We start from the raw sequence: 23,123 nt of genomic DNA on the forward strand, positions 1-23,123 counted from the left end.
CACCCGGCCGGCGACGGGGCCGCGAGCTGGGATTCTTGAGGATGATCTGAGGTTGGCGGCTCAGCCGGCCCGCAGCCGGTAGCCGACGCCGCGTACCGTCTCCACCAGGCCGGCGTCGTCCAGCTTGCCGCGCAGCGCCGCGACGTGCACGTCGAGATTGTGCCGGGTCGCCCAGGTGGTCTGCCAGACCTCCAGTTGCAGCCGGTCCCGGGCCACCACCGTGCCCGCCTGCCGGGCCAGCGCCACCAGCAGGTCGAACTCCTTGCGCGACAGGCCGACCTCGCGCTCGCCCAGCCAGACCCGCCGGGCGTCCACATCGATGCGCAGGGCGCCGACCTGCAACGTCGACAGCGGTCGGGCGGTACGCGCGGTGCGGCGCATCACCGCCTCGATGCGCGCCTGTAGTTCGACCATCGAGAACGGCTTGACCACGTAGTCGTCCGCGCCCGCGCGCAGCCCGGCCACCCGGTCGTGCTCCTCGACGCGGGCTGTCACCGCGATGATCGCGACACCCTCGTCGTGCTGGCGGATCCGGCGGCACACCTCGAGACCGTCGCGGTCGGGCAGGTTCATGTCGAGCAGGATGAGGTCGACCGGGTCGGCCTCGACCGCCTCGGCGGCCGTCACCGCCTGGACCACGTCGTGCCCCCGCCGCCGCAGCGCCGACGCGAGGCCCGCCGAGACGCGCAGGTCGTCTTCCACCAGGAGCACCCGCACCCGCGCCCTCCTCGCACCTCACCGCCGCCGGATGCCTGCGAGTGTGTCGGATGTTAAGCGGCGGTCACCAGTGCGGATACAAGATCGTAACGACAGAATGACCTGCCCGAACGGGCCTGGCCGTGAGCGTGGCGGCGATCGCCCTTGCATTAGGTTAGGTTTGCCTAACCTAATGCGAGGGCGGTGTGCGATGTCGAAAGCACGAGTCAATGGCGAGGTGCTGGAGGGAGTCGCGGCGACGAGCCTGTGGACGCTGCGGAACCGGGCGGTCGAGGCGATGAACCCCCGGTCGGACTTCGAGGATCCGTGGTCGGTCCGGCTCTACGAGTCGATCGACTACGACTTCGACCGGTTCGGTCGCCCCAGCCAGTCCCATCCGTTGCGCGCGGGGGCGATCGACGCCGCGGTGCGTGGGTACCTCGCGGCGCATCCGGCGGCGACGATCGTGGCGCTCGGCGAGGGCCTCCAGACGACCTACTGGCGGACCGGCCGCCCCGACGTGGACTGGCTCTCCGTGGACGCCGCCGCCGTGCTCGACGTACGGGCGCGCCTGCTGCCGCCCGAGCCGCGGATCATCCCGCTGGCGGTCTCGGCGCTGGACCGGTCCTGGCGGGACCGGGTCGACCCGGCCCGGGGCGTGCTCATCGTCGCGGAGGGGCTGTTCATGTACCTGCCGCCGGCCGAGGTGCTGGCCCTGATCGCCGACTGCGCCCAGCGGTTTCCCGGTGGGCAGCTCATCTTCGACTCGATCCCCGCCTGGTTCAGCCGCCGGACCCTGGCCGGGCTGAATCTCTCCGACCGCTACACCGCCCCGCCCATGCCGTTCCACCTCTCCGTCACCGAGGCCGGGCGGCTCGCCACGGAGATCCCGCAGGTCGTGCGCGCGGTGGACGTGGCCCTGCCGCCCGGTCGAGGGCTCTGGCGGTCCCGGGTGCTGCGGCGGCTGTCGAACCTTCCGCCCCTGCGGGACCGGCGGCCGTCACTCACCCTGCTCACGTTCGCCGGCCACCCCGGCGAGGCCCGACGTGCCACCGGCCGGGACCTCGGCGGATCGTAACGACACCACGAACTGGCCGACCGGGCCTGGCCGTGACCACGTTGAGCACGTCGCGCGGCGCGGCGTCGTCGCGGACCACGAGATCGAACGGCAGGTACGCGTCGTCCGGCCGGCCCGCGACCTGCCCGGCGTACGCCAGCAGGTCGTGGGCGACGTGGGCCGCCGTCGTCCGGCAACTCCACTCCAGTGTCCCGGCCCGGCCATCCCAGTCCCGTGCCTCGTGCGGCCTGAGCACCCGCATCATCTCGGCCACCGCCTGGTCGACGTCGCCACCATCCATCGCACGCATGCCGACCAGGGTGCCAGCCGCCGTCCGGTCGGGATCGGCCACGGTGGCCACCCGCCGGCCCGATCGATCCGTCTGTGCCATCAGCTCGACAGGCGTGACGGACGTTCCCACCGCCCGTCCCGACCCGCCCACCGCGGAGTCCGGTGCTGCCGGGCGGACCGTTTCCGCTCCGCCCGGCGGCCGACCGAAGGGCCGTCTCCGCTCCGCCGGCAGCCGACCGGAGCCGGGTCAGCGCAGGCCGGCGGCGGCGAGCAGGTTGCCCTCCGGCACGCTCGGCAGCGCCCGGCCGTGCGCCATCTGCCGCGCCGCGCGCTCGGCCGTGACGGCCGGGGCGTGGGCGATCGCCGAGGCGTACGTCGACGCGGTGCGGCTGGCGATCGCCGCCCAGCCGTACTGTTCGTGCACCATCGCGCGGGCCCGGCGGGCCAGCACGCGGGCGCGCTCGGCGTCGGAGAGCAGCGCGTGCACCGCGTCGGTCAGTGCGTCCGGGTCGTGCGGGCGGAAGGTCATCCCGGTGACACCCGGCTCGACGATCTCGGCGAGCCCGCCGGTCTCGGCGACCGCGAGCGGCGCACCGGCGGCGGCGCCCTCCAGCGCGACCATGCCGAACGGCTCGTAGATGCTGGGCACCGCGAAGCAGTCCGAGGCGGCCATCACCGCCGGCAGGTCGGTGCCGCCGAGGAAACCGGGCAGGCTGACCGTGCCGGCCAGGCCGTGCCGGTGCACGTCGGCCTCCAACTCGGCCCGGTACGGGCCGTCGCCGACGATCACCGCGCGCAGACCCGGGTGCCGCTCGCGCAGCCGGGGCAGCCCGGCGAGCAGGTGCTGCACGCCCTTCTCGTAGACCAGGCGGCCGGCGAAGGTGACCAGCGGGCCGTCCCCGGCGAACCGGGCCCGCGCCCGGGCCACCGCGGAGGCCGGCACCCGCCAGCGGTGCGGCTCCACCCCGTTGGGCACCACGTCGACCCGGTCGGCCGGCACGCCGAACAGGCCGGTCACCTCGTCGCGCATGTAGCGGGAGCAGACGATGACCCGGGTGGACTCGCCGCCCAGCCAGTGCTCCACGCCGTGGATGGTGCGGTTCATCTCCTCGGGCAGCCAGCCCTGGTGCCGGCCCGCCTCGGTGGCGTGGATGGTGGTGACCAGCGGCAGATCGAGGTGATCGCGCAGGGTCATCGCGGTGTGCGCGACGAGCCAGTCGTGGGCGTGGATGACGTCGTACCCGCCGGAGGCGGCGGCGCGCAGCGCGGCCCGGGTCAGGGTGTGGTTGAACGCCATCGTCCAGGCCAGCAGCGAGCCGGTGGCCAGCGGAAAGGTGACCGGATCCTCGGCGGCGCGTACGACGCGCACCCCGTCGACGTACTCCTCTAGCGGCGCGCCCTCGGCGTGCCGGGTGACGACGGTGACCTCGTGCCCGGCGGCGGCCAGCGCCACCGACAGGGCGTGCACGTGCCGGCCCAGGCCGCCCACGAGCACCGGCGGGTACTCCCACGACAGCATGAGGATGCGGCGGGTCGGCGACCCGGCGAGCGGGCCGGGCTGCGCCGGAACCTGGGGTCGCGAGGTGAGCGTGGGGCGGTGAACGCGGTCCGAGGCGGTGGCGGGGCGCCCGCCGACCCGCAGGGTCGTCACATCAATCTCCGTCCGTGCAGGGAGGAACGCGCCGGCGTCGGTGACGGCGAGGGGCAGCGTTGGGTTTCGGACACGCGGAGACGCGTCCGGCGGTGCGAGGATCGGTAGGCGCGCGGAGACGCGCCCGCAGACAAGGAAACGTCATGACGGCCGATCCCGCACCTCGAAGGCGGCCACAGTGACTGATGACACCGCAAGGGTTCACGCCGGGTCAGTCGGGCGGATACCGGGCATTCACCCGATCGGATGGATTGGCGGTGGACCGTGCGGGGCATTACCTCGCGCGCTCACGACACTGGGCCGAAGGAGCGACATGCAGGTCTGGCCGGGCGAGCGGTACCCCCTCGGGGCCACCTACGACGGGATGGGCACCAACTTCGCGATCTTCTCGGAGATCGCCGAGAAGGTCGAACTCTGCCTCTTCGACGAGTGGGACACCGGCGCCGAGCGCCGGGTCGAGCTGCGCGAGGTGGACGCGTACGTCTGGCACGCGTACATCCCGGGGATCGGGCCGGGGCAGCGGTACGGCTACCGGGTGCACGGCCCGTACGACCCCGCCGGCGGGACGCGCTGCAACCCGCACAAGCTGCTCATCGACCCGTACGCCAAGGCGATCGACGGCGACGTGCGCTGGGATCCGGCGGTCTACGACTACGAACACGGCGATCCGGAGCGGATCAACACGGCCGACTCGGCGCCGTTCATGCCGAAGTCGGTGGTGGTGAACCCGTACTTCGACTGGGGCAACGACGCGCCGCCGCGCATCCCGTACCACCACTCGGTGATCTACGAGGCCCACGTACGCGGGCTGACCATGCGGCTGCCCGGCATCCCCGAGGAGTTGCGCGGCACGTACGCCGGCATCGCCTCGCTGCCGATGATCGACCACCTGACCCGGCTCGGCGTCACCGCGATCGAGCTGATGCCGGTGCACCAGTTCGTCAACGACCATCGCCTGACCGACCTGGGGCTGCGTAACTACTGGGGCTACAACACCATCGGCTTCTTCGCCCCGCACCACGCGTACTCCGCGCTGGGTCACCTCGGCCAGCAGGTGCAGGAGTTCCGGGGCATGGTCAAGGCGCTGCACGCGGCCGGCATCGAGGTGATCCTCGACGTGGTCTACAACCACACCGCCGAGGGCAACCACCTCGGCCCGACGTTGAGCTTCAAGGGCGTCGACAATCCCAGCTACTACCGCCTGGCCGAGGACGATCGGCGGCACTACGTCGACTACACCGGCACCGGCAACAGTCTCAACGTCCGCAGCCCGCACTCGCTGCAACTGATCATGGATTCGCTGCGCTACTGGGTGACCGAGATGCACGTCGACGGGTTCCGCTTCGACCTCGCCGCCACCCTGGCCCGCGAGTTCTACGAGGTGGACCGCCTCTCCACCTTCTTCGAGGTGGTGCAGCAGGACCCGGTGGTCAGCCGGGTCAAGCTGATCGCCGAGCCGTGGGACGTCGGCCCCGGCGGCTACCAGGTCGGCAACTTCCCGCCACAGTGGACGGAGTGGAACGGCAAGTACCGGGACACCGTCCGCGACTTCTGGCGCGGCGAACCGGCCACCCTCGCCGAGTTCGCCTCCCGCATCTCCGGCTCCGCCGACCTCTACCAGGACGACGGGCGCCGCCCCTTCCACAGCATCAACTTCGTCACCTGCCACGACGGGTTCACCCTGGCCGACCTGGTGTCGTACAACGACAAGCACAACGAGGCCAACGGCGAGGAGAACCGGGACGGCGAGAACCACAACCGGTCCTGGAACTGCGGCGTCGAGGGCGACACCGACGACCCGGGGGTGCTCGCCCTGCGGGCCCGGCAGCGGCGCAACTTCATCGCCACGCTGCTGCTGTCGCAGGGCGTGCCGATGATCGGCCACGGCGACGAACTGGGCCGCACCCAGCGCGGCAACAACAACGCCTACTGCCAGGACAGCGAGCTGGCCTGGGTCGACTGGGACACCGTCGACACCGACCTGCTCGACTTCACCCGCCGGCTGGTCGAGTTCCGCCGCCAGCACCAGGTGTTCCAGCGCCGCCGCTTCTTCACCGGGCTGCCGGTGCACGGCCGGGGAGTCGACGAACCCCTGCCGGACCTGGCCTGGTACACCCCCGACGGCCGGCAGATGACCGGCGAGGACTGGGGCAACGACTTCGGCCGGTCGGTGGCGCTCTTCGTCAACGGCGACGGCATCCGGGAACGCGGCCAGTACGGCCAGCGCCACCGCGACGCCTCCTTCTGGCTCTGCTTCAACGCCCACGACGCACCGCTGGACTTCACCCCACCGCCGGTCGAGTTCGGCCAGCGCTGGGAGATCGTGATCAGCACCGCCGAACCCGACCAGGACAAGGGCACCACCGTGGAGGCGGGCGGCACGGTCTGCGTACCGGACCGCTCGCTGGTGGTGCTGGAGAGGGTGGCCTGACATGCCCGCGAACCCGCGCCCCGTCGCCGCCACCTACCGGGTGCAGGTGCGCCCCGGCTTCGACCTGGATGCCACCGCCGGCCTCGCCGGCTACCTCGCCGACCTCGGCGTCACCCACCTCTACAGCGCGCCGCTGCTGGCCGCCGCGCCGGGCAGCGCGCACGGCTACGACGTGGTCGACCACCGCCGGGTCAACCCGGAACTCGGCGGCGAGGCCGGCCGGCAGCGGCTGCTGCGCGCCCTGCGCGACACCGGGCTCGGCCTGGTCGTGGACATCGTGCCCAACCACGCCGGGGTGGCCGTGCCGGTGGCCAACCCGGCCTGGTGGGACGTGCTGCGCCGGGGACGCGACTCGGCGTACGCCCGCTGGTTCGACATCGACTGGGACGCCGGGCGGCTGCGGTTGCCGGTGCTCGCCGACACCCCCGACGCGCTGGACGACGTCAAGCTCGCCGACGGGGAACTGCGCTACCACGAGCACCGTTTCCCGATCGCCGACGGCACCGGCGACGGCAACCCCCGCGAGGTGCACGACCGGCAGCACTACGAGCTGATCTCCTGGCGGCGCGGCGACGCCGAGCTGACGTACCGCCGGTTCTTCGCGGTCTCCGGCCTGGCCGGGCTGCGGGTGGAGGACCCGGAGGTCTTCGCCGCCACCCACGAACTGATTCTGGCGTGGGCGGCGGCCGGCGAGGTCGACGGCATCCGGGTCGACCACCCCGACGGGCTGCGCGACCCGGCCGGCTACCTGGCCCAGCTGCGCGACGCCGCGCCCGACGCGTGGCTGATCGTGGAGAAGATCCTGGAGTACGGCGAGGAGCTGCCCTCCTGGCCGGTGGACGGCACCACCGGCTACGACGCCCTCGCCGCGGTCGGCGGCCTCTTCGTCGACGGCGACGCGGAGGCCGACCTCACCGCCCTGGACACCCGGCTCACCGGCCGGGCCACCTCCTGGGCCGACCTGACCCACGACACGAAGCTCGCCGCCGCCACCCGGCTGTTGTCGGCGGAACTGACCCGGCTGGCCGCGCTCGCCCCCGACGTCGACCGGGACGCCGCCCGCGCCGCCCTGGCCGAACTGGCCGCCGCCTTCGCCGTCTACCGGGGCTACCCGCCCGAAGGCGCCCGGCACCTGGCCAACGCCCGCGCCGAGGCGGGCCGCCGTCGCACCGACGTGACCGGCGCGCTGGACGCGATCACCCGGCGGCTGCGCGACCCCGACGACGAGCTGGCCCGCCGCTTCCCGCAGTTCACCGGCGCGGTGATGGCCAAGGGCGTCGAGGACACCGCCTACTACCGGTGGAGCCGGTTCGTGGCGCTCAACGAGGTCGGCGGCAGCCCCACCCACTTCGGCACCCGGCCCGGCCGGTTCCACCGCTTCGCCGCCGGTCGGCACGAGCGCTGGCCGGCCAGCATGACCACCCTGTCGACCCACGACACCAAACGGGGCGAGGACGTCCGGGCCCGGCTCGCCGTCCTCGCCGAGCTGCCGCGCCGCTGGGCCGACCAGGTCACCCGGTGGATGGCGGCGGTCCCGCTGCCCGATGCCGCCCTGGCCCACCTGCTCTGGCAGACCGCCGTCGGCGCCTGGCCGCTGCCACGGGAGCGGCTGCACGCGTACGCGGAGAAGGCGGCCCGGGAGGCGGCGGCCTCGACCAGCTGGACGGACCCCGACCCGGCCTTCGAACGGGCCCTGCACGCCCTGGTCGACGCGATGTACGACGACCCGACCGTCCATGCCGAGCTGGCCGCGTTCGCCGCCGAGATCACCCCGCCGGGCTGGTCGAACTCGCTCGGGCAGAAGCTGGTGCAGCTGGCCATGCCCGGGGTGCCCGACACCTACCAGGGCACCGAGCTGTGGGACAACTCCCTGGTCGATCCGGACAATCGCCGCCCGGTCGACTTCGGCGTACGCCGGGAACTGCTGGCCCGGCTCGACGCCGGCTGGCGGCCGGCGGTGGACGACACCGGCGCGGCGAAGCTGCTCGTGGTCTCCCGGACCCTGCGGCTGCGTCGTGACCGCCCGGACCTGTTCGGCGACTACCTGCCGGTGACCGCCCACGGGCCGGCCGCCCGGCACGTCGTCGCCTTCGACCGGGGCGGCGCGGTCGCCGTGGCCACCCGGCTGCCGGTGCGCCTGGCCGCGGCCGGCGGCTGGCGGGACACCACCCTGTCATTGCCCGTTAAAGAGATGTCGTGCCTGTTCACCGGGCAGGTCTACAGTGGCGGTCAGGTCCGTCTCGCCGACCTGTTCGCCACCTATCCCGTCGCGCTGCTGGTGCCCACCACCTGACCCGGGAGGCCGCATCATGTCCGAGTTCACGGTCTGGGCACCGGAGGCGAAACGGGTGCGGCTGCGTCTGCCGGGCCGCGCCGACCACGAGATGAGAGCCGGCCGGGAGGGCTGGTGGCGGGTCGAGGTGCCCGACGCCGGCACCGACTACGCGTTCCTGCTCGACGACGACGACCAACCCCTGCCCGATCCCCGCTCTCGGTGGCAACCGGCTGGCGTGCACGGGCCCAGCAGGATCTACGACCACGCCGCCTTCGGCTGGACCGACGGGGCGTGGACCGGCCGGCAACTGCCCGGCAGCATCCTCTACGAGCTGCACGTCGGCACCTTCACCCCGGACGGCACCTTCGACGCGGCGATCGGCAAGCTCGACCACCTGCTCGACCTCGGCGTCGACATGATCGAGCTGCTGCCGGTCAACGCCTTCAACGGCGAACATAACTGGGGGTACGACGGGGTCTGCTGGTTCGCCCCGCACGAACCCTACGGCGGCCCGGACGGCCTCAAACGGCTGGTCGACGCCGCCCACGCCAAGGGGCTGGGGGTGATCCTCGACGTCGTCTACAACCATTTCGGGCCCTCCGGGGCCTACGCGCCGAAGTTCGCGCCGTACCTCGCCGAGCGGAACACCCCCTGGGGCAACGCGGTCAACCTGGACGGCCCACACTCCGACGGGGTACGCCGCTTCATCACCGACAGCGTGCTGATGTGGCTGCGCGACTACCACGTCGACGGCCTCCGGCTGGACGCCGTGCACGCCATGCCCGACACCCGCGCGGTGCACCTGCTGGAGGAGATCGCCGTCGAGGTCGAATCGCTCTCGACGCACCTGGGGCGCCCGCTGTCGCTGATCGCCGAGTCCGACCTCAACGACCCCCGGCTGATCACCCCACGGGAGGCCGGCGGCTACGGCCTGCACGCCCAGTGGAACGACGACGCCCACCACGCCCTGCACACCCTGCTGACCGGGGAGCGGCAGGGCTACTACGGCGACTTCGGCACCATGGAGTGCCTGGCCGAGGTGCTGACCGGCGCGTTCTTCCACACCGGCACCTGGTCCAGCTTCCGCAACCGCCAGCACGGGCGGCCGGTCGACCCGCGTACCCCCGGGCACCGCTTCGTGGCGTACCTGCAGAACCACGACCAGATCGGCAACCGAGCGGTGGGTGATCGCCTCTCGGCGTCGCTGTCGCCGGGGCTGTTGCGGGTGGGGGCCGTGCTGCTGCTGACGGCACCGTTCACGCCGATGCTGTTCATGGGGGAGGAGTGGGCGGCCTCGACCCCGTGGCAGTACTTCACCTCGCATCCTGAGCCGGAGCTGGCCACTGCCGTGGTCACCGGTCGCCGCCAGGAGTTCGCCTCGCACGGCTGGTCGTCGGCTGACGTGCCGGACCCGCAGGACCGGCAGACGTTCGTACGCTCCCGATTGGACTGGGCCGAGCTGGAAAAGCCGGAGCACCGGGCGATGTACGACTTCTACCGGCGGCTGATCGCGCTGCGGAAGTCCCGCCCCGAGCTGTCGGACCCACACCTCTTCGCGATCGAGGTGCGACACGGCGACCGCTTCGTCGTGATGCGGCGCGGTGGCTGCCTGGTCGCGGCCAACCTGGCGTCGAAGCCGCAGCGGGTGACGCTGCCGGGGGTGGCCCGACGGGTGCTGCTGGCCACCGGCGAGGGCGTCACCGTGCAACGCGACCGCATCGAACTCCCCGCCGAAACAGCAGCCATCGTCGCGCTCTGACAGCCGGTGGCCGTTAGCCGTTGGCTACCAGAAGCGCCACTGGGCGGGATCCTCGTGGCCCTCCACCAGCCGAATCGAGGCGGCCAGCTTCAGTGCGTCGTCCCGGTCACCCACCGCGGCAGTAGCGCTTCGAGCGATGAACAGCTCCGCGACGCACTCGGCGCACCCACCGGGAAGCTGCGCCACCCGGTAGACTCCTGAGGTGCCGATGCCTCGCGATTCGAAAGCGGTGGCGGACCGGCCCGACACGGTGACACGGTCGTTGTCTCTGGTACGGAACAGGCTCTTGGTGCTGACACCGACCTGGATGACAGGTCGCGGATACTCGTGAATGTCCTTGACCGGCGCCACCAGGTAATCGGCGGAGGCCGTTACAGGTCCGTCCGCTTCCCAACGTCGGTACGTACTCTCCAGCACGGCACCGTCGGGCAGGCCCACCACCTGGAACGGCAGGGTCCGTGGCGTGGTATTCCAGCGAACGCCCTCGGCCACCTGACGCGTCATCTCATCGCGACGCTCGGCAGTGCTCACCGTGCCTAGCCTCATTCGCATCCACGCGTCCGGCGCGTACTCCCAGGCCAGCACCCGATTCTGGTCCGACATGGACTGGAAGGCGGGACGACCGTGTACCGGCTTGACCCGCTCACGAGGAATGCCCTCCTTGCCTGAGTCTTCGTCCACTGGAACGAAGCTGTGGACGTCGGCGCCCCGCGCTGCCATCCAGATCTCGACGTGCCAGGCGGTCTCGTCTGAGGAGGTGTCGTCCTCCTCAGTGGTCGAAGCGCCATCGAACGATCCGTAGACCTCGAGTCGGTGAACGCCGGGCTCGGTGGTGTAGGTGGCGTCGAGGACGGGGCCAGGCAGATAGCCGAGGTGGAGCAACTGGTGGCCGAGGTCGAATCTGACGGGTACTGACGTGGTTAGGCCGCTGGAAATGTCGTCCGTCTTCGATGCCCGTCGGGTGGCCCGAACGGTCAGGCCCGCCACCACCGCGACCACCGCGACCACGACCGTCACGACCCCCAGGATCAGGCGACTGCGACTGGGGCCGGCGGTCGATGGCACCTCGGTGCCGGAGGCAGCTGACATCTTGCCCGGTTCGTGTGCGTCACTCGCCACGGACGTCCTCCCGGATCGGTGCGCCGTGCTGCGGCGGGGCCCAGGGAGTCTACGACCGGTTCCGTCCCCGCCGCTGCCCTTGGCCTGACCACGAGACCCTGGTGGTGCCGCGTCCTGACGCGTCGCTGAGCGAGCGCCCACCATTTTCGTGGCAGTGCAGCTGGTCCCAGCCCGGCGTGTCGAACAGCTACGCCGCCACGATCACGGCCGCCGAATCAGGTCCGCGCAATCGGGCAACTGAGGCGTGGACTTACCGCCCCTGTTCGGACTGGGTTCGGGCTGGCCACCGTCGAGCTGGCGCAGGTGGTGGCGGCGATCGAGCTGGGGGAGGCCGGGGCGGCGGTGCACGGGCACGCGGCGGTGCTGCGGCGGGACGGGTGGCGGCGGCTGCCGGCCGAGCACCGGGGCGCCTACCTGGTGGACGTGGCGCGGGCGTACCTCCAGGTCGGTGACCTGCGGGGTGCGGCGCGGGCGCTGGTCGACGCCGACGTTGTCGCGCCGGCCGGGGTCCGGTGCCGGCCGTTGGCGCGTACGGTGATCGGCGAGATCGCCCAGCGGCACCCAGCACCGGCCGGCGTCGCTCGCCTGGCCGCCCTCGTCGGCCTCACCCGGTGATCGGCCGCGGCGTCCGTGGGCCTGGGAATGCCGTCAACGGAGTTCCAGCGTCCCGCGAGCGGCGGCGACGAAGGCGTCGCGTCGCGCGGTCCGGTGCCGCAGCGCAGCAAGGTGCTCGGTGCGATGCCGGACCGCCAGCGGGCCGCTGCTCGTGGCCTCCTGATGGAGCAGGCGCTGCTGGGCGTACTCCTCGTTGATGCTGCGGACGGTGCGCCCGGCGGCCTCGGCGACCGGGTCCGGGCCCGCCAGCAGCACCAGGTTGTATGCCTCGTCGAGGGCGCGCAGCGCCGGGTACGGCGCCTCCCCGCCCGGTGCGGTCTCCGCTCCGACCCACCCGGTGTCCAACGCCCGGTAGGCCCGGTCGCAGGCGGCCAGAAAACCGACGTACGTGTCCCGCCGCGCCTGGCCCCGGCGGAGCGTGCGCTGCTCGGCGCGCTCCTCCCGGGCGGCGGCGAGTTGACCTGCGACCTGTCGGCGCACGGTGAGCGCGGTGATCAGCCCGGTGAGCCCGGCGGCGGTCAGTGTGGACAGCGCCGTGATCAGCGCGATGGCGACCGTTTCCCGCATGTCGACCATCATCGTCGGCCTGCCCGTCACGTAGTGACCCGCCTCGGGCACTTGTCCGCGCGGGATCGGGGCCTCTACTGCCACGGATCCACTCCCAAAGCACTGTGGGGCTCGACGTACCGGGCCATTCGGAGGCGCCGAGCTCAGCCGCGGTCGGCGCGGCGGCCGGCGTTGTCGGCGGTGCGTTGGGCAACGACACCACGAACATCAGCCGGTACGCGCGGCTGCGTCCCGTGCTGGTCGACGGTCGTGCCGAGGAATCCACCGGACTGCCGCGACCACAGGTCCGCGTAGATCCCGCCGCGTTCCAGCAACTCGGCGTGGGTGCCCTGCTCCGCGATCCGGCCGGCGTCGAGGACGACGATCCGGTCCATCCGGGCAATGGTGGACAGGCGGTGCGCGATCGCGATCACGGTACGGCCGGTCATCACCTCGTCGAGCGTGTCGTGGATGGCGGCCTCCGCCTCGGAGTCGAGCGCGGAGGTGGCCTCGTCCAGGACCAGGATCGGCGCCTCGCGGTAGAACGCGCGGGCCAGCGCGATCCGCTGCCGCTGGCCACCGGAGAGGCGTACGCCGCGCTCGCCGACATGCGCGTCCAGGCCGGTCCGGCCGTCCGCGTCCCGCAGCGTGGCGACGAAACTGTCGGCGGAGGCCCGGCGCACGGCCTCCTCGATGCGTACGTCGTCGATCCCGCCGGGGCCGGCGATGTTCTCCCGGACCGAGCGGTGCAGCAACGTGGCCACCTGGGCGACCATGGCGATCTGGCCGCGCAGGCTCTCCTGCGTCACGTCCCTGATGTCGGTGCCGTCGATCATGATGGTGCCGGACTCCGCGTCGTGGAACCGCAGCAGCAGGCCGACCAGCGTGGACTTGCCGGCGCCGGAGCGGCCGACGATGCCGACACGTTCCCCGGCGGCGACGTCGAGGCTCAGCCGGTCGAGCCCACCCGTGCCGCGGCCGTAGTGGTGGCTGACCTGGGAGAAGCTGATGGCTCCGCCGCGTACCCGCAAAGGGGTTGCCTCTGGTGTGTCGGCGACGGCGAGCGGTTGCGCGATGGTCCGCAGGGCACGCCGGAGCGCGCCGACGGACCCGAACAGCGACGACACGGCGTCCAGCAGCCACTCCGCCATCGCGGTGATCCGGAAGCTGAGCGCCAGCGCGGCCGCGACCAGACCCAGGGGCGCGGCATCGGTACGCCAGAGGACGATCCCGTATCCGACGAGCCCCACGAGCAGCGCGCTGCCGAACGCCATCATGATGCTGTTGATCGTCACCTCGACCCGCTGCAGGTCCAGGTGTGCGCGTCTGGCCCGCGCGAACACCCGGACGTCGTGTTCGGTGCGGGTGTCCTGGCCACCGAGCAGCGCGAGCGTGTCGATGTTCGCGTACGAGTCGACGAGCAGGCCGGTCAGCGCGGACTCCGCGTCCTGCAGACGTTCCGACGCGCGCCGGTAGCGGGGCACCGCCCACCGCATGAGCAGCGCGTACGCCAGGATCCAGGCGCCCAGCGGCAGCAGCAGGCGCACGTCGATCGTGGACATCAGCCACACCGAGCCGGCGATGTAGGCGATCACGAACACCAGCGTGTGGATGACCGAGTACGCGGCGGTGCTGGCGGCATCGCCACCGTCGCGGACCCAGGTGGCGATGCGCCCGGCGAGGTCGTCGCGGAACCAGCCGACGGACTGCCGGGACACGTGCCGGTGTGCCCGCCAGCGGGCGAGCGGGCGGGCGTTGGCCCGGAACGCGATGTCGTCCAGGGCCTCGCCGACCAGGTTGATCAGCGGCCGGACCAGCAGCACGAACACGGCCACCGTGAGCAGCTCGGTGCCGTGGCTGGCCCAGAGCGTGTCCGGGCTCGCGGCGGCGAGCGTGTCGACCAGGCGGCCGGCGTACCCGATGAGCCACACCTCGATCGCGGCGCCCAGAATCGTGGTGGCGACGGCGGCCGCGGCGACCGGTCGTAGCGGCCGGAGTTCCCGCAGGAGAAACCGCCGGACGCTGGCGGCCGGGGTGGGGTGATTGCCGGTGGGGAAGGGGTCAACCGGATTCTCGAACAGACCTAACACGAAGTGCCTTTCCGGCGGTGGAGACAGACAAGGGACCGGGAAAACCGCCGGACGTCCTCATGGTCGATCTCCTCTTCGTGTCGGGTTGGGCGTGGATTCTCCTCGCGAGGCTAGGGGATACCGTGCGGCGCCGCTTCCATTTCTTCGATCGCGGGCTGGCGGAAAGGTGAACTCTTGTCGAACGCATCGCCGGGTGGCGGGGTTCCCGGTTTGCGGTCGGCGGCGCCCGGAGATGGAGGGCGCTAACGGGCAGCAGGTTGGAGCCAGGAGGAGCTATGACTGACGATCCGAAGGTGCCGGACGAGTCGCGGCCGGCGTCGGCCGCGAGCCGCGAAACGTCGGAACTGGGTGCGCTGGACGATCCGGAGCGGGCCGTCGAACGCGAGATCGAGGTGGTCGCCGAGCGTTTCCCGGACACCGATGTCACCGCGGTCGAGGCGGCCGTCCGCCAGGTGGTGGCGGAACTGCGTGCCGAGGCGGAGGTGGAGACCCACGTGCTGGCCCTGGCCCGGCACCGGGTGTACGACCGGCTGATCGAGCAGGGGTACGACTTCCAGCCGGGGACCGACTCGTCCGCCGAGTCGCCGGCCGGGCCCGGACCCGGCGACATCGGCCGAGCGCCGGAGCAGGTCATGCCCAGGGGGCGGTCGGATACCAGGGGATGATCTCCCTGCGGGCGAGCAGGCGGATGTCCCAGTAGAGGAACGTGAAGACGCCCGCGACGAGGAACGCCACCGCGATGGTCGCCGCCAGTCGGGTCGGGCGGGCGGCGAACCAGTTCTGGAGCTGGCTGCCGGCGAACCAGGCCAACAGCAGGAACAGCACCGCCATGATGATGATGTTGCCGAGCGACTGGAGGGTGAACGCCGCAGCGCCGTACAGCGGGTTGCCGCTCTCCGCGGCGTCGCGGAACATCTGACGGAACAGCGGGAACGGCCGTCCGATCAGGAAGCCGGCGACGAGCGCGCCCATGAAGACCAGCGGGGCGTTGGGGTACCGGCGGGAGATGCGGGCGAACGGGTCCGGCACCACCTTGAGCGCGGCCAACCCCAGGTAGATCATGATCAGGCCGATGAGGCCGAAGACCACCATGGACTGGATGCTGCGCGGCGACAGTGATCCGGGCGTGTTCGGTGCGGTGGAGAACTGTGGCATCGACGTCCCGACCAGGCCGACGATCGCGCCGTACACCGCGGAGACCGCGATCATGCCGACCGCCATCCAGCCCAGCGGACGCAGCGGTGCCAGGAAGCGGCTCAGCCGGCCGTCGGACGTGCCGGCCAAGGGGGCGAGGGCGCCGAAGGCGGCGATGTTGCAGGCGGTGAAGGTGCCGGCGACGCCGGAGACGAAGGCGAAGAGCACGCCGGCCACGGCCCCGCTCAGCGGCGTCTCCTTGGCGTCGTGGCCCAGCATCGTGTTGGCGATGTTGTCGCCGATGGTCGAGTCGACGAACTCCGCCGACCAGACGACGGTGAGCAGGAAGCCGCCCAGCACGCTGAGCAGGATGATCAGCCCGCGCCGGCGGGGGACGTGCCCGACGACGAATACGGAGGTCGCGCGGGGCTCGGACGGCAGCCGGATCTCACGGTCTGCGGGTGGACGGCGGGTGCGTCTGTCGGCCTGGGTCACGGAAACGCTCCTCGACATCACGGAGGGTGAAAATCCATGATGGTGGATCCGCCAAGAGCGCCTCTTCTTCTCGATTGCTCAATATGCCCGCGTCGATCATGAGGTTAGCGGGCGTTCTAGAGATCAAAGCCCCCGCCAACTTCATGATCAACAAGGTCGAAGGGGGTCTCCTGCACGACGTCCTCGGCGTCGACGGCGGAACCGAGCATCTCGTACGCGGCGGTGAAGAGCAGGCCGCGGTGCGACGAACGGATCGTCGGTCATGCCTGCGACGGTACGTGGCCCGGCCGCGCCAGGGGCGGCAGGCCGCACGCCGCCGCGAACCCCTGCGCCTCGATGCCGAGCGCGAAGTTGGTCCGCGCGGCCTGGTTCGCGAACGCGATCCACGAGGTGAGCTCGATCAGCGCCGGGGCGCCGAGCTGCGTGAGGAGTCGGGCGGAGAGTTCGTCGGTGACCGTCGGCGGGGTCTGTGACATAGCCTCGGCGTACTCCAGGACGTCCCGCTCCAGCGGCGTGAAGACCTCCGACTCGCGCCACCGGGGCACCTCGCGGGCCTTGGTCATGTCCAGCCCCTCGTTGCGGGCCTGGAAGTAGCCCAGGTCGAGGCAGAACGAGCAGCCGATCAGGGACGCCGCCGCCATGTGGGCGTACGACTTGAGGTCCTTGTCGCACCTGTTCCACTTGGCGGCCCTGCGGCCGAGGGTGAGGCTGGCGTTGAGCGCCGGCCGGTGGTGCCACATCACGGCGAGGGGCTCGGGCACCTCGCCGAACATCTTCCGGGTGAACCTCTTCAGCACGGCGCCGTAGACGCCGGTGATCTCGGTCTTGGGGATCCTGGTCATGTCTCCTCCTCGCGTGCCGGTCTCGCCCATCCAGACACCGGCGGGGGAGGCCCTGTGACATCGCGCCGAAAATCCCCCGGTTCCCGTTGCATGACCATGCGGCGTGATGCATACTTTTCCTCGTGTCCAAGGTTCTCACCTCCCTGCCCACCGGTGAACGTGTCGGCATCGCCTTCTCCGGCGGCCTCGACACCTCCGTCGCGGTCGCCTGGATGCGCGACCGGGGCGCCATCCCGTGCGCGTACACCGCCGACATCGGCCAGTACGACGAGCCCGACATCGCCTCGGTGCCCGGTCGCGCGCTCAGCTACGGTGCCGAGCTGGCCCGCCTGGTCGACTGCCGCGCCGCCCTGGTCGAGGAGGGCCTGGCCGCGTTGACCTGCGGCGCCTTCCACATCCGCTCGGGTGGGCGGGCGTACTTCAACACCACGCCGCTGGGCCGGGCGGTCACCGGGACGCTGCTGGTGCGGGCGATGATCTCCGACGACGTGCAGATCTGGGGCGACGGCTCGACCTTCAAGGGCAACGACATCGAGCGGTTCTACCGGTACGGCCTGCTGGCCAACCCGCACCTGCGCATCTACAAGCCGTGGCTGGACACCGACTTCGTCACCGACCTGGGCGGGCGCACGGAGATGTCGGAGTGGCTGCTGGCCCGGGGCCTGCCGTACCGGGACAGCACCGAGAAGGCGTACTCCACCGACGCCAACATCTGGGGCGCCACCCACGAGGCGAAGACGCTCGAACACCTGGACACCGGCATCGAGACGGTCAACCCGATCATGGGGGTCCGGTTCTGGGACCTGTCGGTGGAGATCCCGACCGAGGACGTCACCGTCGGCTTCGACCAGGGCCGCCCGGTCACGATCAACGGCAAGGAGTTCGCCAGCGCGGTCGACCTGGTGCTGGAGGCCAACGCCATCGGCGGCCGGCACGGCCTGGGCATGTCGGACCAGATCGAGAACCGGATCATCGAGGCCAAGAGCCGGGGCATCTACGAGGCGCCCGGCATGGCGCTGCTGCACGCCGCGTACGAGCGGCTGGTCAACGCCATCCACAACGAGGACACCCTGGCCAACTACCACACCGAGGGCCGCCGCCTCGGCCGGCTCATGTACGAGGGGCGCTGGCTGGACCCGCAGGCGCTGATGCTGCGCGAGTCGCTGCAACGCTGGGTCGGCACGGCGGTCACCGGCGAGGTGACGCTGCGGCTGCGCCGGGGCGAGGACTACTCGGTCCTCGACACCACCGGCCCGGCCTTCAGCTACCACCCGGACAAGCTGTCCATGGAGCGTACGCAGGACTCGGCGTTCGGTCCGGCGGACCGGATCGGCCAGCTCACCATGCGCAACCTGGACATCGCGGATTCGCGGGCGAAGCTGGAGCAGTACGCCACCCTCGGCATGGTCGGTGGTGCCCCGCAGCGGGTGGTCGGCGCCGCGCAGGCGGCCTCGACCGGGCTGATCGGCGCGATGCCGGAGGGCGGCGCGGAGGCGATCGCCTCCCGGGGCGTCTCGTCCGCCGAGGACGAGGCGCTGGACCGCGCCGCGATGGAGTTCGGCGTCGACTGACGTCCGGTCCACTAGCATCGGGCAGATGGGGCCAGCAGCGCACGACCACCCGGTGACCCGGGGTGACGTGCGTCGGCGTGCCGCCGTCGCCCGGCCCGCGCGGCTCGCGGCACGGTGAACCGCCGCTCCGGCCCGGGGGCCGCGCCGTCGCAGCGGCGGGGCCGGCCCGCTGACCGGGCGGCCGGGCACCCGGACGACAACCCGTGGCATGCGCTGCCCGTCGACGAGGTCGAGCGGGTCCTGACCACCGGCGACCGGGGGCTGGCGGCGGCCGAGGCGACGCGGCGCCGACAGCGGTACGGGCCCAACCGCCTCGCCGAGGAGCGGCCCACCCCGGCGGTGATCGTGCTGCTGCGCCAGTTCCGCAGCCCGCTGATCGTGATCATGCTGGTCGCCTTCGTCATCGTGCTGCTGCTGCGGGAGTACCTGGACTCGATCGTGGTCGCGGCGGCGCTGGCCCTCAACGCCGTCGTCGGCTTCACCCAGGAGCGCAAGGCGGAGCGGACGGTACGGGCGCTGGCCCAGCTGGTGGTGCCGCACGCCCGGGTCGTCCGGGACGGCGGGGAACGCGAGATCGACAGCGTCGACCTGGTGCCCGGCGACGTCGTCCTGCTGGAGTCCGGCGTCCGGGTCCCGGCCGATCTGCGGCTCACCGTGGCCAACACGCTGCGCGTCGACGAGTCGATGCTCACCGGCGAGTCGGAGCCGGTGGGCAAGGACACCGCACCGGTCGACGCCGAGGCGCCGGTCGCCGACCGCCGCTCGATGGCGTACAGCGGCAGCGCGGTCAGCAGTGGCCGGGGTACCGGGGTCGTCGTGGCGACCGGAACCGACACCGAACTCGGCGCGATCGCCGGCCTGATCCGGAACGAGGGCGTACCGACCACGCCGTTGCAGCACGCCATAGCCGGCTTCGCGAAGCTCGTCGGGATCGCCGTGCTGGCCGTCTCGGCGGTGGCGTTCGTCAGCGGCCTGCTGATGGGCGAGTCGGTCCGGGACATGTTCATGGTGGCGGTGGCGCTGGCCGTGGCCACCGTGCCGGAAGGGTTGCCGGTGGCGGTCACGATCACCCTGGCCATCGGGGTGCGACGGATGGCCCGGCGCAACGCGATCGTCCGGCACCTGCCGGCCGTGGAGACGCTGGGCTCCACCACCGTGATCGGCTCGGACAAGACCGGGACGCTCACCGAGAACCGGATGACCGTGCGGGCGGCCTGGGCCGGGGGCCGGACCTTCCGGTTCGACCGCGTCGGGCTCGACGGGCAGCCGGACCCGGCGACCGTGGCGGCGGCCGGTGACTGCGAGGCACTGCGGCTGACCCTGCTGGCCGGCGTCCTCAGCAACGAGGCGGACGTGGCCCGCCGGGACGGCCGGCTGGCCACGGTCGGCGACCCCACCGAGGTGGCGATGCTGACGGTGGCGCTGGGGGCCGGGTTGGACCCCACCGTCGTACGGCGGGAGCACCGGGTGGTCGCCGAACAGCCGTTCGAGCCGGCCCGGCGCTACTCGGCCAGCGTCCGCACCGAGGCCGGCCGCCACACGCTGTACGTCAAGGGCGCACCGGAACGGGTCGCGGGCATGTGCACGGCAATGCTGACCGCCGAGGGGACGGTGCCCTTCGATCCGGACGCGGTCGCCGAGGCGGCCCGGGACTTCGCGGCCGGCGGCCTGCGGGTGCTGGCGTTCGCGTACCGGGTGGTGGACTCCGGCGACCTCGACGTGCTCGACCGGGAACCCGGCGAGCTGGTCTTCTGCGGCCTACAGGCGATGGCCGACCCGCCCCGCGCGGGGGTGCGCGAGGCGATCGGCCAGTGCCGGGAGGCCGGCATCCGGGTGCTCATGATCACGGGGGACCACGCGACCACGGCCGGGGCGATCGCCGGGCAACTGGGCATCACCGACGGTCCCGCCCGGGTGCTGGAGGGCACGCAGCTGCGGCGGTTGTCGGACGGGGAGCTGCGTGACGTGGTCGCCGACACCTCGGTCTTCGCCCGGGTCTCGCCCGAGCAGAAGCTGCGCGTCGTCACCGCGTTGCGCGACTCGGGGCAGGTGGTGGCGGTGACCGGCGACGGCGTCAACGACGCGCCGGCGCTGCGGGCCGCCCAGATCGGTGTGGCGATGGGCCGCGACGGCACCGACGTGGCCCGGGAGGCCGCCGACATGGTCCTGGCCGACGACAACTTCACCACCATCGTCAGCGCGGTCCGGGTCGGCCGGGTGACCTTCGACAACATCCGCAAGGTCACGTTCTTCCTCGTCTCCACCGCCGCCGGGCTGGCCCTGGCGATCCTCAGCGGGTTGTGGCTGGGCTGGCCGCTGCTGATGGTGCCGGCCCAACTGGTCTGGCTGAACATCGTGACCAGCGGCCTGCAGGATCTCGCCCTGGCCTTCGAACCCGGCGCCGAGGGCGTGCTGCGCCGCCGACCACGCCGGCTCCGGGAGGGCATCATGTCCCGGCTGCTCTGGGAACGGACGGTCATCTCCGGCGTGGTGATGGCCGCCGGCACGCTGTGGATGTTCCACCGGGAGCTGACCGCCACGGGTTCGCTGATGTACGCCCAGACGGTGGCCCTGAGCACGATGGTGGTGTTCCAGGCGTTCCAGGCGGGCAACGCGCGGTCCCACTCCCGGTCCCTGCTGCGGATGAGCCCGTTCTCCAACCGCTTCCTGTTCCTGGCGACGGCGGGGGCGCTGACCCTGCACGTGGTGGCCCTGTACCTGCCGCCCACCCGGTACATGCTCCGGGTGGAGCCGCTGCGGCCGGGAACCTGGGCCGTGATCGTCGCGGTGGCGCTGTCGATCGTGGTCGCCGTGGAGGCGCACAAGGCGCTGCGCCGCCGGTGGCCGATCGCGCCACCCCGATGACCGCCTGATCAGGCCGGCCGGTGTCCCGCGGTCCTCAGATCGTGACGACGACCTTGCCCGCCGGGCGCCCCGTCGCGAGGTGCCGGAGCGCGTCCGGCGCCGCGGCCAGCGGGTAGGTGCGGTCGACCGGCGGGACAAGCGCGCCGGCCTCGACGAGTTCCCGCAGCTCGTCGAGGTCCCCGGGGCGCTCCACCGCACTCACGCTGCGCAGCCGTTGGCCGACGACCATCGTCAGCAGCGGTGCGCGGAACATCTGCCGGCCGTAGCCGCCGAGCAGCGGACCCCGGGTGTACGCGCCGCCGACCAGCGCCAGCGTCCCGCGCGGGGTGAGCGCGCGCCGCAGCAGCGACAGGGGACGGTCGCCACCGGTGTCGATGACGACGTCGTGGACCGGTCCGTCGCGGTCGATCTCCTCGCGGGTGTAGTCGAGGACGTCATCGGCGCCGAGGGAGCGGACGAAGTCGGCCCGGGCGGTGGCGCAGGCTCCGGTGACGGTGGCACCGTACGCCTTGGCGATCTGCACGGCGTGGGAGCCGACGCCGCCGGACGCGCCGATCACCAGGACCCGCTGACCCGGACCCACCTGGCCGCTGTCGCGCACCGCGCGCAGGGCCGTCATCCCGGAGACGGGCACCGCGGCGGCCTGCGCGAACGACAGGTTGGCCGGCTTGCGGGCCAGCCGCCGCTCGTCGGTGCCGACGAACTCGGCGTACGACCCCCGCAGGCAGGTGCCGAACACCTCGTCGCCCGGCCGGAACCGGGTCACCCGGGCACCGACCTCGGTCACCACCCCGGCCAGGTCGCGGCCGCGCACGGGCATCCGGGGTCGGCGCAGCCCGGCCGCGAGCCGGACCAGGTAGGGGCGCCCGGCCATGAGGATCCACACGCCGGGGTCGACCGCGGCGGCGCGTACCTCGACGAGCACCTCGCGGTCGCCGACGGCCGGCCGCGCGATGTCCCGCAGTTCGAGCACGTCCGCCGGGCCGTAGCTGTCCTGCACGATGGCTTTCACGGTGCCGCCTCCTCGGGATACTGGAACACGTCGTCGAGCGGTACGCCGAACACGTGGGCGATCCGGAACGCCATCTCCAGCGAGGGCGAGTAGCGGCCCTGCTCGATGGCGATGACGGTCTGCCGGGTCACGCCGATCCGCTCGGCGAGTTCGGCCTGGGTCATCTCGTCGCGCGCGAAGCGCAACGCGCGGATGTTGTTGGTGACGCGGGTCGGCTTCACCACTGCGGCACGCCCCTGCGGTAGACGATCACCTTCGCCAGGGAACCGACCACCGCCGACAGCACGAAGCACAGGTAGATGACGTTGGCGATCCAGAACCAGTGCCACTCGGCCAGCGCCATGAGCATCGCCGACACGGCGCCGATGACCACGAACGCCTGCCCGACGTGGTCACCGAGCCGCCCGATCTCCCGGTCGCGCACGTCCCTGGTCCGGGGCGCGCGGGGGTTGACCACGCCGATGCCGATCTCGGCCACGATGTTCGCCACGATCGCACCGCCGACCGTCCACAGCAGAGTGCCGGCGTAGGGCGTCGCGGTCAGCGCCCCGCCGGCCCGGCTCAGGACGACGGCCGCGTACACGGCGTAGGCGACCACGCTGACCACCAGCATGATCCAGGCCCGCTTCTCCTCGTGCGTCACGGCCGCCTCCCCGAGGTAAAGAATCTTTGAC

Annotated in this window: 20 protein-coding genes; 8 read left to right on the plus strand and 12 right to left on the minus strand. The window is 72.1% G+C overall.

Annotation, left to right across the window (positions count from 1 at the left end):
- Positions 1-60 precede the first annotated feature (60 nt).
- Complete coding sequence (locus O7615_RS26095; protein ID WP_278180430.1) at positions 61-717, minus strand: response regulator transcription factor; 657 nt, start codon at positions 715-717, stop codon at positions 61-63.
- 190 nt (positions 718-907) lie between these two features.
- Between O7615_RS26095 and O7615_RS26100 the strand changes: the two genes are divergently transcribed.
- Complete coding sequence (locus O7615_RS26100; protein WP_278180431.1) at positions 908-1,774, plus strand: class I SAM-dependent methyltransferase; 867 nt, start codon at positions 908-910, stop codon at positions 1,772-1,774.
- Here the strand turns inward: O7615_RS26100 and O7615_RS34350 are convergent.
- Together O7615_RS34350 and O7615_RS26110 are read right to left on the minus strand one after the other, a co-directional pair.
- On the minus strand, positions 1,710-2,174 hold the full coding sequence (locus O7615_RS34350; RefSeq protein ID WP_347405102.1) for a hypothetical protein: 465 nt from the start codon (positions 2,172-2,174) through the stop codon (positions 1,710-1,712). The two genes, O7615_RS26100 and O7615_RS34350, sit on opposite strands and share 65 nt — an antisense overlap.
- Before the next feature lie 117 nt (positions 2,175-2,291).
- Positions 2,292-3,695 (minus strand): glycosyltransferase family 4 protein, encoded by a 1,404-nt coding sequence (locus O7615_RS26110; RefSeq protein ID WP_278180432.1) that lies wholly within the window; start codon positions 3,693-3,695, stop codon positions 2,292-2,294.
- A 313-nt stretch (positions 3,696-4,008) separates the two neighbouring features.
- Here O7615_RS26110 and glgX point away from each other — a divergent pair, with 313 nt between their 5' ends.
- The 3 genes from glgX to treZ are packed head-to-tail and all read left to right on the plus strand — an operon-like array spanning position 4,009 to position 10,160.
- Positions 4,009-6,126, plus strand: coding sequence for a glycogen debranching protein GlgX (gene glgX / locus O7615_RS26115; protein WP_278180433.1), 2,118 nt, complete (start codon positions 4,009-4,011; stop codon positions 6,124-6,126).
- A gap of 1 nt (position 6,127) precedes the next feature.
- Positions 6,128-8,419, plus strand: a complete 2,292-nt coding sequence (gene treY / locus O7615_RS26120; protein WP_278180434.1) for a malto-oligosyltrehalose synthase — start codon at positions 6,128-6,130, stop codon at positions 8,417-8,419.
- 16 nt (positions 8,420-8,435) lie between these two features.
- Positions 8,436-10,160: a malto-oligosyltrehalose trehalohydrolase gene (treZ, locus tag O7615_RS26125; RefSeq protein ID WP_278180435.1), complete on the plus strand. Its 1,725-nt coding sequence runs from the start codon at positions 8,436-8,438 to the stop codon at positions 10,158-10,160.
- Between the two features lie 24 nt (positions 10,161-10,184).
- On the opposite strand, the gene O7615_RS26130 is transcribed toward treZ, so the two are convergent.
- Positions 10,185-11,177 (minus strand): hypothetical protein, encoded by a 993-nt coding sequence (locus tag O7615_RS26130; RefSeq protein ID WP_278180436.1) that lies wholly within the window; start codon positions 11,175-11,177, stop codon positions 10,185-10,187.
- 405 nt (positions 11,178-11,582) lie between these two features.
- On the opposite strand from O7615_RS26130, the gene O7615_RS26135 reads away from it, so the two are divergent.
- A complete protein-coding gene (locus tag O7615_RS26135; protein WP_278180437.1) occupies positions 11,583-11,894 on the plus strand; it encodes a hypothetical protein in 312 nt (103 codons plus the stop codon).
- Between the two features lie 33 nt (positions 11,895-11,927).
- Here the strand turns inward: O7615_RS26135 and O7615_RS26140 are convergent, their stop codons facing one another.
- Positions 11,928-12,461 (minus strand): hypothetical protein, encoded by a 534-nt coding sequence (locus O7615_RS26140; RefSeq protein WP_278180438.1) that lies wholly within the window; start codon positions 12,459-12,461, stop codon positions 11,928-11,930.
- Between the two features lie 143 nt (positions 12,462-12,604).
- A complete protein-coding gene (locus O7615_RS26145) occupies positions 12,605-14,530 on the minus strand; it encodes an ABC transporter ATP-binding protein (RefSeq protein ID WP_278180439.1) in 1,926 nt (641 codons plus the stop codon).
- A gap of 275 nt (positions 14,531-14,805) precedes the next feature.
- Between O7615_RS26145 and O7615_RS26150 the strand changes: the two genes are divergently transcribed.
- Entirely contained in the window at positions 14,806-15,195 is a 390-nt protein-coding gene (locus O7615_RS26150; protein WP_278180440.1) for a hypothetical protein, read from the plus strand.
- Here O7615_RS26150 and O7615_RS26155 read toward each other — a convergent pair.
- The 3 genes from O7615_RS26155 to O7615_RS26165 all read right to left on the minus strand — a co-directional run bounded on the left by O7615_RS26155 (position 15,161) and on the right by O7615_RS26165 (position 17,001).
- On the minus strand, positions 15,161-16,159 hold the full coding sequence (locus tag O7615_RS26155) for a hypothetical protein (RefSeq protein WP_278180441.1): 999 nt from the start codon (positions 16,157-16,159) through the stop codon (positions 15,161-15,163). The genes O7615_RS26150 and O7615_RS26155 overlap by 35 nt on opposite strands.
- A gap of 116 nt (positions 16,160-16,275) precedes the next feature.
- On the minus strand, positions 16,276-16,413 hold the full coding sequence (locus O7615_RS26160; RefSeq protein ID WP_278182237.1) for a sigma factor: 138 nt from the start codon (positions 16,411-16,413) through the stop codon (positions 16,276-16,278).
- A gap of 6 nt (positions 16,414-16,419) precedes the next feature.
- Positions 16,420-17,001: a carboxymuconolactone decarboxylase family protein gene (locus O7615_RS26165; RefSeq protein ID WP_278180442.1), complete on the minus strand. Its 582-nt coding sequence runs from the start codon at positions 16,999-17,001 to the stop codon at positions 16,420-16,422.
- A 122-nt stretch (positions 17,002-17,123) separates the two neighbouring features.
- On the opposite strand from O7615_RS26165, the gene argG reads away from it, so the two are divergent.
- Positions 17,124-18,572 (plus strand): argininosuccinate synthase, encoded by a 1,449-nt coding sequence (gene argG / locus O7615_RS26170; RefSeq protein WP_278180443.1) that lies wholly within the window; start codon positions 17,124-17,126, stop codon positions 18,570-18,572.
- Positions 18,573-18,686: 114 nt separating this feature from the next.
- Positions 18,687-21,437, plus strand: coding sequence for an HAD-IC family P-type ATPase (locus tag O7615_RS26175; RefSeq protein ID WP_278180444.1), 2,751 nt, complete (start codon positions 18,687-18,689; stop codon positions 21,435-21,437).
- A 34-nt stretch (positions 21,438-21,471) separates the two neighbouring features.
- Here the strand turns inward: O7615_RS26175 and O7615_RS26180 are convergent, their stop codons facing one another.
- The 3 genes from O7615_RS26180 to O7615_RS26190 are packed head-to-tail and all read right to left on the minus strand — an operon-like array spanning position 21,472 to position 23,092.
- Complete coding sequence (locus tag O7615_RS26180; protein WP_278180445.1) at positions 21,472-22,449, minus strand: NAD(P)-dependent alcohol dehydrogenase; 978 nt, start codon at positions 22,447-22,449, stop codon at positions 21,472-21,474.
- Entirely contained in the window at positions 22,446-22,670 is a 225-nt protein-coding gene (locus O7615_RS26185) for a helix-turn-helix transcriptional regulator (RefSeq protein WP_278180446.1), read from the minus strand. Before O7615_RS26185 ends, O7615_RS26180 begins: the two co-directional genes overlap by 4 nt.
- Complete coding sequence (locus tag O7615_RS26190; RefSeq protein WP_278180447.1) at positions 22,667-23,092, minus strand: hypothetical protein; 426 nt, start codon at positions 23,090-23,092, stop codon at positions 22,667-22,669. Before O7615_RS26190 ends, O7615_RS26185 begins: the two co-directional genes overlap by 4 nt.
- Between the last annotated feature and the right edge of the window lie 31 nt (positions 23,093-23,123).

Source organism: Micromonospora sp. WMMD1082 (assembly GCF_029626175.1).
GTDB lineage: Bacteria > Actinomycetota > Actinomycetes > Mycobacteriales > Micromonosporaceae > Micromonospora.

Bases quoted from the DNA above. Each gene is read 5' to 3' on its own strand.
- O7615_RS26100 (WP_278180431.1), top strand. From the start codon at position 908: ATGTCGAAAGCACGAGTCAATGGCGAGGTGCTGGAGGGAGTCGCGGCG.
- O7615_RS26165 (WP_278180442.1), bottom strand. From the start codon at position 17,001: ATGACCAGGATCCCCAAGACCGAGATCACCGGCGTCTACGGCGCCGTG.
- glgX (WP_278180433.1), top strand. From the start codon at position 4,009: ATGCAGGTCTGGCCGGGCGAGCGGTACCCCCTCGGGGCCACCTACGAC.
- O7615_RS26150 (WP_278180440.1), top strand. From the start codon at position 14,806: ATGACTGACGATCCGAAGGTGCCGGACGAGTCGCGGCCGGCGTCGGCC.
- treY (WP_278180434.1), top strand. From the start codon at position 6,128: ATGCCCGCGAACCCGCGCCCCGTCGCCGCCACCTACCGGGTGCAGGTG.
- O7615_RS26140 (WP_278180438.1), bottom strand. From the start codon at position 12,461: ATGCGGGAAACGGTCGCCATCGCGCTGATCACGGCGCTGTCCACACTG.
- treZ (WP_278180435.1), top strand. From the start codon at position 8,436: ATGTCCGAGTTCACGGTCTGGGCACCGGAGGCGAAACGGGTGCGGCTG.